At 37.8% G+C, this 9,702-nt stretch carries 14 protein-coding genes; 9 read left to right on the forward strand and 5 right to left on the reverse strand.

Annotated features, from left to right (window positions below; all coding sequences use genetic code 11):
* The 9 genes from ABNR88_RS06195 to ABNR88_RS06235 form a co-directional block, all read left to right on the forward strand.
* The coding region (locus tag ABNR88_RS06195; RefSeq protein ID WP_348670185.1) for a hypothetical protein at positions 1 to 821 on the forward strand (821 nt) is incomplete at its 5' end.
* 447 nt (positions 822 to 1,268) lie between these two features.
* Entirely contained in the window at positions 1,269 to 1,439 is a 171-nt protein-coding gene (locus ABNR88_RS06200) for a hypothetical protein (protein WP_291928343.1), read from the forward strand.
* A 23-nt stretch (positions 1,440 to 1,462) separates the two neighbouring features.
* Entirely contained in the window at positions 1,463 to 1,711 is a 249-nt protein-coding gene (locus tag ABNR88_RS06205) for a hypothetical protein (RefSeq protein WP_291928340.1), read from the forward strand.
* 2 nt (positions 1,712 to 1,713) lie between these two features.
* Positions 1,714 to 2,727 carry an ADP-ribosylglycohydrolase family protein gene (locus ABNR88_RS06210; protein ID WP_348670186.1) on the forward strand — a complete coding sequence of 338 codons (1,014 nt, stop codon included), beginning with the start codon at positions 1,714 to 1,716 and terminating at the stop codon, positions 2,725 to 2,727.
* Positions 2,728 to 2,729: 2 nt separating this feature from the next.
* Entirely contained in the window at positions 2,730 to 2,972 is a 243-nt protein-coding gene (locus ABNR88_RS06215; protein WP_291928338.1) for a hypothetical protein, read from the forward strand.
* 10 nt (positions 2,973 to 2,982) lie between these two features.
* The gene (locus ABNR88_RS06220) at positions 2,983 to 3,684 is read left to right on the forward strand and encodes an ADP-ribosylglycohydrolase family protein (protein WP_291928335.1); all 702 of its coding nucleotides are present in this window, start codon (positions 2,983 to 2,985) and stop codon (positions 3,682 to 3,684) included.
* The gene (locus tag ABNR88_RS06225) at positions 3,684 to 4,193 is read left to right on the forward strand and encodes an NIF family HAD-type phosphatase (protein ID WP_291928332.1); all 510 of its coding nucleotides are present in this window, start codon (positions 3,684 to 3,686) and stop codon (positions 4,191 to 4,193) included. Before ABNR88_RS06220 ends, ABNR88_RS06225 begins: the two co-directional genes overlap by 1 nt.
* 34 nt (positions 4,194 to 4,227) lie before the next feature.
* The gene (gene umuD, locus ABNR88_RS06230) at positions 4,228 to 4,815 is read left to right on the forward strand and encodes a translesion error-prone DNA polymerase V autoproteolytic subunit (protein WP_348670187.1); all 588 of its coding nucleotides are present in this window, start codon (positions 4,228 to 4,230) and stop codon (positions 4,813 to 4,815) included.
* Positions 4,808 to 6,058 (forward strand): DUF4113 domain-containing protein, encoded by a 1,251-nt coding sequence (locus tag ABNR88_RS06235; protein ID WP_348670188.1) that lies wholly within the window; start codon positions 4,808 to 4,810, stop codon positions 6,056 to 6,058. The genes umuD and ABNR88_RS06235 overlap by 8 nt, the downstream gene beginning before the upstream one ends.
* Before the next feature lie 102 nt (positions 6,059 to 6,160).
* On the opposite strand, the gene hemH is transcribed toward ABNR88_RS06235, so the two are convergent.
* The 5 genes from hemH to ABNR88_RS06260 form a co-directional block, all read right to left on the reverse strand.
* Complete coding sequence (gene hemH, locus ABNR88_RS06240; protein WP_348670189.1) at positions 6,161 to 7,135, reverse strand: ferrochelatase; 975 nt, start codon at positions 7,133 to 7,135, stop codon at positions 6,161 to 6,163.
* The gene (locus ABNR88_RS06245) at positions 7,132 to 7,476 is read right to left on the reverse strand and encodes a thioredoxin family protein (RefSeq protein ID WP_291928322.1); all 345 of its coding nucleotides are present in this window, start codon (positions 7,474 to 7,476) and stop codon (positions 7,132 to 7,134) included. Before ABNR88_RS06245 ends, hemH begins: the two co-directional genes overlap by 4 nt.
* A gap of 2 nt (positions 7,477 to 7,478) precedes the next feature.
* A complete protein-coding gene (locus tag ABNR88_RS06250; protein ID WP_348670190.1) occupies positions 7,479 to 8,267 on the reverse strand; it encodes a hypothetical protein in 789 nt (262 codons plus the stop codon).
* 270 nt (positions 8,268 to 8,537) lie between these two features.
* Entirely contained in the window at positions 8,538 to 8,966 is a 429-nt protein-coding gene (locus ABNR88_RS06255; protein WP_291928315.1) for a Fic family protein, read from the reverse strand.
* A 104-nt stretch (positions 8,967 to 9,070) separates the two neighbouring features.
* The coding region (locus ABNR88_RS06260) for an amino acid ABC transporter ATP-binding protein (RefSeq protein WP_348670191.1) at positions 9,071 to 9,702 on the reverse strand (632 nt) is incomplete at its 5' end.

The following is a 9,702-nucleotide window of genomic DNA, read 5'->3' on the forward strand; positions in this document are numbered from 1 at the left end:
TTAATTTTTGGTTTTTGTCATTTGCACTTACATTTGTATTAGTTTTTTGGATGACACTCTCTATTAGTGAAGGTCCGGTTTTTTATTCAAGAACTACACTTTTTTTAATAGCCGTCATCTATCTTATTATTTACCCCTGGCAAATAATCGGCCTATGGCGCAGTGCAACAAACACAACTGAAAAAACAGGAAAAACTTTTTGGCCACGTATTGTGAAATTCCTTGTTATTATGGGTGTTTTGGGAAGTTTTGGCGCAGAAATGCAAGACAAGGAATGGTACAAGCAGTTATATTACGATGCTTTTGTATTGTCCAAGGCTAAAAATTACGATGTATCAGTTAAAGAAGGGGTTATTACCATTAATGGTGATTTTGATTATGGCATCTCAGATAAGGTGGAAAAAATACTAAAAAAGGATAAAACCATTGAATTTGTTGTACTAAATAGCGATGGTGGTTTGTTATATGAGGCCAAAAAACTCTCAAAGATTATCTTGTTGAATAGTCTTAATACACATACCAATGATGGATGTCGATCTGCATGTACCATTGCTTATATCTCAGGCAATACAAGATATATTTATAAAGAGGCTGATCTAGGTTTTCATCAATATAGCATCGCCAGGCCAAATGCAAGAGTTGATAAATTAACACTGTTGGATTTGTTACATGATCAGCAAGAGGATGCAAAGTTCTTCCAGAAAAGAGGTGCCAGCGAAACTTTTACAGATCAAATGTACAAATATGATGCGGATGGCATGTGGTATCCACCAATTTACGATTTAAAGCGCTATGGCGTGGTTCACGAAATATTGGAATAATTGTAAAAAATTAGGAAATATTAAGAATTAGTCATTTTTACTAAGAAAGCAGGCATAAAAGTACCACTCAGGGGTCTAAAAACGCCTTTTTAGAGATTTTTTAGTGTTTTAATAGGTTTGGATAGGTGTTGCTATAAAAATTTTGCAAATTTTGAGAATTGGGCGGTTTTGGCATAATTTTAAAAAAATATTGGGAATTTCACTTATTAACTCTTTAGTGATTAAGTTTTTTTTGCAAGAAAAACAGATGGCTATTGGCCTGTAAGATTTTGTAAAAAAATATATCAAAACTTCATTAAAACTTCATTCTTTTTGCTCTACAATTAACCCAAGTTCAGTTCGAATTTAAAGCCTAATTTTTTTTAAATTATCGTTGTTTTTACAAATCAACAAAGGGCTTTTATTCCCTGAAATTTGAGGTGTTTTTTTCTTAATTTTGGAGGTTGTATGCAGCAAGTTAAAGAGATTAATATAACGCTAGATGTGGTGCTATCAGTGCCTGCTAGCAGTAATGAACAGGCTTATGAAACACTCAATAAAATGGATATTTTGAAGCAAATACAGCGCTTAATTGAGCGACATCAATTTATAGATTTAAACACCCAAACCAAACATTAATTAACACACTAGGAGAGGTAAAAATGATTAGAAGATCCAAGGGTCACGCAGTGGTAGAAGTGATGAATATTGATAGAGAAATTAGGGCTGCTTTTAGCAAGCTTGTAGATGCTATGGCGTTTCACAATGAAGATGAAATTGACATTGAAAAAGCCAGAACACAATTTAAAAAAATCTCTGATCGAGTGATTCGTGATTTTGAAGAAGATATGCTGGCCTTTCCGTCACACCTGGATTCAGATAGACCTGTTGAAAGAATAAGGCGTGTTTAAAAATGTTGGGTGCAATTACGGGTGATGTTGTTGGCTCAGTGTATGAGTGGAGCAATATCAAGCATAAGGACTTTAAACCGCTGTTTAGCCAAAGGGCTTTTTTTACCGATGATAGTGTTTTAACAGTAGCACTGATGGATGCGATTGATCGTAGTGTTAGCTACGACACGGTGATGCGCTGGTATTACACTCAGCACCCACATGCTGGCTACGGGCATCGGTTTCATCATTGGTGTAAATACGATACGGGTATGGCTTATAACAGCTGGGGCAATGGCTCGGCAATGCGCACCAGTGCTGTTGGCTATGCATATGATACGCTTGAAGATGTGCTAGAAAAGGCGGAACACTTTGCCTCGTTTACGCATAATCACCCTGAAGGCATCAAAGGGGCTCAAGCGACTTCAGCTTGTATTTTTATGGCTAGAAAGGGCGCCACTAAAGAGGCAATCAGAACTTATATTAGTGGCCAGTTTGGTTATGATCTTAATCGTACGATTGATGATATTAGGCCTGACTATAAATTTAATGAATCTTGCCAAGGCACCGTTCCAGAAGCTATTGTGGCATTTTTAGATTCAACTGATTTTGAAGATGCGATTCGTTGCGCTGTTTCTTTGGGTGGTGATAGTGATACATTAACGTGTATTACTGGTGGTATTGCTGAGGCTTTTTATGGCGACATACCGCACGATATAGCGGTGCAGGCAATGCACAGGCTTACGCCACAAATGCGAGATGTGGTGGTTAAGTTTTATGATAAATACAGACCTTCTGAAACAGTTCGACAGGCACATAGATTAGCAAGCCAGTTTGTCATTGCCAAGCCAGTTGAGCGAGATGAGGCGTTTCATGAGCAGCAGCAGACATTTTGGAAAATGGTGGTTAAGGATGAAAAGGGCAATGTGATAAAAACAAAGGATGTAAGCGAGTATCCGGCCACCTTTGGCGACAACCTTGCCAATGATGATAAAGATACAGTTTTTAAAAAAATTAACCGTTTGTTTGAACTTTAGCCATGTCAATATTTAAATTATTTAAAACCAAAGGGGCTTCGCTAAAACCTGGTTTGGGGCTTGATTTCTCCAAAGAGTTTGCAAATCAAGCGTGTCGCTGTGTACAGCAGGAGCTAGACTTATCAGAGCTCACTTGGATGGATACTAGTGGCTATCAACATTCCAAAGAAGCGCTTAAAGAAAAAAATAAAGCATTGATGAGCGAATATTTAACCTCTGATCGACAAAAAGATTTGTTTAAGTAGGTAGCAAAATATGAGCGCTTTAAAATATATTGAAAGCCTATTTAACACCCTAAAAAAGTGCGATCAAAATGGTGGTCCAACTGGTATGGCATTTGGCCTTGCTGGTAGTTTAATTCGAAACGATGGCTTTGATATCGATGATATTGCCAAATCTTATATGAGGTGGCACAGGCGCGACGGCTTTGATGCTGGGCCAACAGCTAGTAGAGTATTTCAATTAGTTGAAAAAGGCATGAGTTTTCATAAGGCGGGTAAGCAGGTTGATTTTGAAGCCAATGGCAGAACTGCAGGCTGCAACCCCGCACATAGAGCTGCGCCACTAGCAACGCTGAATGTGAATGACAAAGAGCTGATAGATATTGTTATTCAAGAAGCAAAGCTAACGCACTGGCACCCCTTGGCTGCTGATGTATCGGTAGCAACTGTATTGTTGTGTAGAAATTTACACAAGGGATTTGATTGGCACGAATCAATTACTAACGCTAGAAAAGGTAGAATGATTGAAACGCAAAGAGCGCTAGAATCACACCATATTGATGATTTGCGTGGAGATGGTTTTGCGCCTAATGTGCTTACAGCTGCCATGTATTTTTTAATGAATTCTGATAATTTAGATGAGGCAATAGAAAGATCAATTGATTTTGCAGGTCCTGCTAATTATTGCCCAGTTCTAGTTGGTGCTATTGGCTCTGCTAGGTGGGGTGCTGCCTGATGCATATTTACTTTGATTTAGATAATACTATTATTGATGAAACTGGCGATAATGTGCGCCCCGGTATGCATGAGCTATTAACTTCATTTAAGCACCATGGTGTGAGACTATCTATTTGGACAGCAAGTGTTCGTGATCGCGCTGAACCTATTCTTAGCAGGCTGAGACTAAAAGACTACTTTACTGATTTTGTGTATCGTGATGATTACGATCCTAATGCAGGTTATGGGAGATCAAAGCCCAAAGATATACGCTTTGGTGATGGCGATATGTTGATTGATGACAACTATAACCATGTAGAATTTGTTAAATCGATAGGCCGCCAAGGATTTAGGATAACGCCTTATATTAGCTATATAAATCCTAATCCAGACCCTATTGAATTGGAGCAAATACACACAATTGTACTGCCTAATGTTCCTTTTAAAATTCAGCGTAGTTTTTTTCTTAAAAGAATATTTAGTGAGTTATTTAGAAAAAAGAAGCAACTACCACTTTGGATTAAATAAAAAATTGTCATTTGAATAATGTTACAATATTCAAATGACTACAAATACACAAAACCGTGGTGGTGCTAGATTAGGTGCAGGCCGAAAGAAAAACTCGGGTAAATTTAAAGAAGACACCAAAGTAATGCGTGTGCCACTTAGCTTGGTGGGTACGGTTGCATCTACTTTGGAGGTGTACAAATCTCAACTAAAGTCTGATATGGAAGTGCTTAAACCAGATTTTGATGCGCCTAGTTTATCCATTCCCATATTCTCCTCGCGTGTGCAGGCGGGCTTTCCCTCTCCTGCGGATGATCATCTAGAAGATCAGCTTGATTTAAACAAGCACTTAATCCATCATCAAGAGGCCACTTTCTTTGTGCGAGCACAGGGTGAATCAATGTTAAATGCAGGCATTCACCCTGGGGATATTTTAATCGTGGACAAGTCTTTGCCTGCTAAAAGTGGCAAGATCGTAATCGCTGTTGTAGATGGTGAATTTACCGTTAAACGCCTATATAAATACAAAGGCAAGGTTAGTCTGAAAGCGGAAAATCCAGAGTTTAAAGATATTGAAATTAACGAGGGTAGTGAGCTTATTATTTGGGGCGTGGTAACGTCTGTCATTCATCAGTATGTCTAAGTCTAATCAGCAAAAATTTGCACTGGTAGATTGCAATAATTTTTATGCCTCATGTGAAAGGGTGTTTGATCCGAAATTAGCAAGAGAGCCTATTGTGGTTTTGAGTAATAATGACGGCTGTGTGATTGCTCGCTCTAATGAGGCCAAGTCGCTTGGCATTAAGATGGGTACGCCGTATTACCAAGTAAAGGATTTGATTATTGATAAATCAGTGGTGGTTAAGTCTTCTAATTATCCGTTATATGGTGATATGTCATCTCGAGTAATGAAAGTTATCAGCCAGTATTCTCCGGTGCAGGAGGTGTACTCAATTGATGAGAGTTTTATTGATCTAACGGGGTTTACAATCAATTTAAACACGCACATGCAAGCGCTTAAAAACCAAGTTAAATCATGGACAGGTATTCCTGTTTGCGTAGGTATGGGTAGCACCAAAGCAAGGGCAAAGCTGGCCAATCGAATTGCTAAAATTTATCCAAAATTTAACGGGGTTTTTGACATTGACTCTCTACCAAATGATCGCTTTAAAAAATTGCTAAATTCTGTTGAAGTGGGTGATATTTGGGGCATTGGGCGCAAGTCAGCTCAGAAGCTTGAGCAGATTGGTATCAATACTGCGTTTGATTTTTATAAGGCTGATATCGGTATTATTGAAACTTTGCTTGGGGTAAATGGCAAGCGTATCTATCGAGAGCTTTATGGCCACTCTTGTTTGGCAATAGAAGAAATACCTCCAGCTAGAAAGCAAATCGTATCCTCACGTTCTTTCGGGCTTGATTTGAGTGATTTTGATGAAATCAATCAAGCATTAACAAGCTTAACTAGAAGGGCGGTAAGCAAGCTTAATAGCCAATCTTTGGCCACCACTTCAATGAGTGTTTTTATCTACACCAATCCATTTAAAAAAAACACGCCGTGTATCAACTTGTCAAAAACCATTGGTATGAGTGCTCCAATTAACGATGAAGGTTTGTTGATTCCTTTGTGTTCAAAGTTGCTTAAGCAAATCTACGAACCAGGCTATAAATTTTATAAAGGCGGTGTTATGCTGGGAAATTTAACATCAGATAAAAACCAGCAAGACTTGTTTGCTGTTGGTCAAAATCGTACAGAGCTAAAAAAACATCCGTATGGAAATACTCTGCGCTACGCAAGTGAGCTTGGCAATGATCGGTGGCTGCCAAGGGCTGAGTTTCAATCAAATCGATTTACCACTTGCTGGGGCGAGCTACTCATTGTTTAATGAGATCAAAAGAATAGCTTACAAATAGAAGGGCGCTTACTTTTTATGCAAGCGGTAGTTAAATTATAAGTTATTTAACATAATATAAATTATACGAACAAACTACAAGTGATCAGAGATAACACTGGCAATAGCGTCAATATGATCATTTCTAGCATTTAAAGCAGGAATGTAGCCAAACCCCTTGCCACCAGCCTGCATAAAATAGCCACGATTTTCATCGTCAATCTCTTCTAGCGTCTCTAGACAGTCTGCTGAAAACCCTGGGCAAACCACTTGCACATTCTCAATCCCAGATTTAGCCAGGGATTCCAGTGTGTCCTTGGTGTAGGGCTTAGTCCACTCTTCTCGGCCAAAAATTGACTGAAAGCTCGCTTGCCACTCATCATCTTGCAAATCAAGCGATTTAGCCAGCAAATCGGCCGTTTGCATGCAATGTTGATAATAGATGTCACCATTATCAACATAACGCTGTGGGATGCCGTGAAATGAAATTAGCAGCTTGTCAGGCTTTCCGTGCTCGGCTTGATACTCTTTGATCGAGTTGTTTAATGCTTGAATGTAAGCCTTATTTTGGTAATAATGCTCAATAAATACAATCTCAGGTTTACTAGGCCACGATTCAAGCTCTAAGTCGATTGCATCAAGTGTTGAGAGTGTGGTGGTTTTTGAATATTGTGGATAAAGTGGCAGGATAATAACCTTGCTACAACCTTTGTCTCTTAGCTTGTTTAAAGCACTAGAGATCGAAGGGTTGCCATATCTCATGCCTAATTCAAATTCTAGGTTTGAGTACTGTTTTGATAACACCTGTTGGACACCTTCTAGTTGAGACTGAGTAATATTCAACAAAGGTGATCCAGGGCCGAGGCTGTTCCAAATTTTGGCGTAGTTAACTGCTGATTTCTTAGGTCGAATATTTAAGATGACCAAGTTTAAGGCTAGCCACCAAATGAGTTTATTGGGTGGGTCAACCACTCTAGGATCAGACAAAAATTCAGCCAAATAGCGTTTTAATGCGGGCTTAGTTGGCTCGTCAGGTGTGCCTAAATTGGTAAGCAAAATACCCGTTTTCATAATTTTTTATCCAAATTGGTATCAATAAACTCACGTACAAAATCAGGCGTTTGTGCCGAGTGAAAGCGATCAACCTCCTCACCATTAATAAAAGCAATAACAGTTGGAAACCCTCTCACACCATAGCGTCCAGCGATTTTCATATTTTCATCTTCTGCTTCAATTTTAGTAAGCAGAAACTCTTTTTCATCATACTCCAAAGCCACAGAATTAATAATTGGCTCCAAAATATTACAAGGGCCACACCACTGCGCTGAAATATCCAAAATGACTAATCTATGGTGGGATTCATCCAGTACGCGTTTTTCAAAATTGTCAATATCAACTTCTAAAGTAGCCATAATTAATGACGCCTAATTGTATTTAGATCAAAATGGCGGCGTTTATTATTATTGTAAATAGAAAAAACGATCAGCACCAATCCAAGCAAAATAGCGATACCGACATAGATCCAATTAGTATTCAAATTATCAATAAAAGAGATGGATGTGGCGGTATCTTTTAATGAAGATTTAGCAAGATTAGTAGGCTTTAGATCAGACAAAGGCTCATCAACTATAGTCGATTTTTTGTCTAATTCTAAGCTATTTTTTTGCACTTTATGCTCAATATTTAATGACTTAGTATCACCTTTAAAGCCTTCTATATCAGTATTTAGCTGAGAATTGTCACTTTTCAAAAGCATATTCTTTCGAGTTAAATCACTCACCGTTTGTTCAAGCTTTAATAAGTGGTTATTTAGCTTGGTATTGTCACTCTTTAAAAGAGAGTTTTGCTGAGTAAGCACCTCTATATTATCTTTTAATTGAGCCAGTTCTTTATTCAACTCTACTATTTGATCGATGTTATTATTAGAATCAGTAGTGATTAAAACAGGGGGTGTGGTGGTAAGCCTATCAGACAAAATCCAACCACTTACATCCTCTAATGAAACCAAAGACCAGCCAGAATAATGCATGGTTAAACGTTGTAATTGCTGATCCTTCATGACATTTTTAATGATATTTTTACTATCAGCATCAGATCGATCGGATCGAATGACAGTATTGTCATTAATTACAAAAACGGTGGTGTTTGCCAATGAATTTACACTCAATAACAATAAAAAGATAAAAGAAAAAATCTTATTCATGCTTTAGAAAAATAATTAGTCAAAAATTAGTCATAGTATAAGCTGAAAACGCAAAAAATCCAAAAAATAAGCTAAAAAATAGATAAAATCGTTAAAAATCAAAGAGTTATGTCATAAAATAAAATATGCTCATTTTTAAACGATTTAATACCAACTTAGACTCGCTTATGGTTTTTTGATAAAAGCTTCTAAAATAGAAAATTTAAAGCTAATTATGGAAAAACGAGGATTTTTGGATTTTTTTAAGGTTTTCTCAAGAATGTGAGAGAATTAAATTATCTTAGCTCGAGAGAATTTCCGAGTTAGTCTATATTTTTGCTTTGGGCTTTTTGGTTTTTCTGGAATGGTTCGCTCAAAAAACTGACATGCCAACAGAGGATTTAAAATATCATTCTTAAATCGAGTTTTGTGGGTGCGTTTTAAAATTTTCATCAGCTCATCAGCACTACTTTCTAGCTGGCAATTTCTTAATACTTGAACTTGGTCCGAGCTTATTTTTTCTAATTCACAGCTTAGTCCGTTCTTAGCTCCCGATGTACCTATAACCTGCGGTGTATCAATGTTTTTTTGAAATTCAAATCCCTGTTGTTCTGCCGAATTTGAGATTGAATTGTTACGCTTTAACTCCTCACTCCAGACTTGGTTGTCCTCAATATTTTGCTCAACTTTTTGCTGTTTGCTTTTCTTAAACCAGTCCATAGTAACAATTTATACGAGGTGAGTAGGTTTAGTTTATCAAAAAATAAACCCTTAGTTTGGTAAAAATGGCGCTAAAAACAATCAAAACACCCTTTTATACAAGTTTACTGCGTTAGTATTTGATCTAAAAACAGCTGTAATCGCTCTGATTCTGGATTTTCAAAGAATTTTTCCGGTGTATTTTGCTCAATAACCTGCCCCTCATCCATAAAGATGACGCGATCAGCCACTTTCTTGGCAAAACCCATCTCATGCGTCACACAAAGCATGGTGATACCTTCTTTGGCTAGCTCAATCATCACATCTAGTACTTCCGAGATCATCTCTGGATCAAGCGCTGAGGTAGGCTCATCAAATAACATAATCTTAGGTGAGGTACACAATGATCTGGCGATTGCAACACGCTGTTGCTGGCCACCAGAAAGCTGGTTTGGGTACTTTTCAGCTTGGTCCTTAATACCCACTCTATCCAGTAACTTCAAAGCTTTTTCTCTAGCTTCTTGCTTGGTCTCATGGTGCACCCAGATTGGCGCAAGTGTCAGATTATCAATAATGCTTAAATGAGGAAATAGGTTGAAGTGTTGAAATACCATGGAAACTTCAGAACGCACTTGTCTGATTTTTTTAACATCATCTGTTAATTCAGTGCCATCAACCAAGATGGAGCCTTCTTGAAACTTCTCTAGAAAGTTAACACAACGAATTAAGGTTGACTTGCCACTACCAGAAGGGCCAC

The organism is uncultured Candidatus Thioglobus sp. (assembly GCF_963981275.1).
Taxonomy (GTDB): domain Bacteria; phylum Pseudomonadota; class Gammaproteobacteria; order PS1; family Pseudothioglobaceae; genus Thioglobus_A.

What these genes read in the sequence shown, in the direction of transcription:
- ABNR88_RS06200 (WP_291928343.1), top strand. Translation starts at nt 1,269, where the DNA reads ATGCAGCAAGTTAAAGAGATTAATATAACGCTAGATGTGGTGCTATCA.
- ABNR88_RS06205 (WP_291928340.1), top strand. Translation starts at nt 1,463, where the DNA reads ATGATTAGAAGATCCAAGGGTCACGCAGTGGTAGAAGTGATGAATATT.
- ABNR88_RS06210 (WP_348670186.1), top strand. Translation starts at nt 1,714, where the DNA reads ATGTTGGGTGCAATTACGGGTGATGTTGTTGGCTCAGTGTATGAGTGG.
- ABNR88_RS06215 (WP_291928338.1), top strand. Translation starts at nt 2,730, where the DNA reads ATGTCAATATTTAAATTATTTAAAACCAAAGGGGCTTCGCTAAAACCT.
- ABNR88_RS06220 (WP_291928335.1), top strand. Translation starts at nt 2,983, where the DNA reads ATGAGCGCTTTAAAATATATTGAAAGCCTATTTAACACCCTAAAAAAG.
- ABNR88_RS06225 (WP_291928332.1), top strand. Translation starts at nt 3,684, where the DNA reads ATGCATATTTACTTTGATTTAGATAATACTATTATTGATGAAACTGGC.
- umuD (WP_348670187.1), top strand. Translation starts at nt 4,228, where the DNA reads ATGACTACAAATACACAAAACCGTGGTGGTGCTAGATTAGGTGCAGGC.
- ABNR88_RS06235 (WP_348670188.1), top strand. Translation starts at nt 4,808, where the DNA reads ATGTCTAAGTCTAATCAGCAAAAATTTGCACTGGTAGATTGCAATAAT.
- hemH (WP_348670189.1), bottom strand. Translation starts at nt 7,135, where the DNA reads ATGAAAACGGGTATTTTGCTTACCAATTTAGGCACACCTGACGAGCCA.
- ABNR88_RS06245 (WP_291928322.1), bottom strand. Translation starts at nt 7,476, where the DNA reads ATGGCTACTTTAGAAGTTGATATTGACAATTTTGAAAAACGCGTACTG.
- ABNR88_RS06250 (WP_348670190.1), bottom strand. Translation starts at nt 8,267, where the DNA reads ATGAATAAGATTTTTTCTTTTATCTTTTTATTGTTATTGAGTGTAAAT.
- ABNR88_RS06255 (WP_291928315.1), bottom strand. Translation starts at nt 8,966, where the DNA reads ATGGACTGGTTTAAGAAAAGCAAACAGCAAAAAGTTGAGCAAAATATT.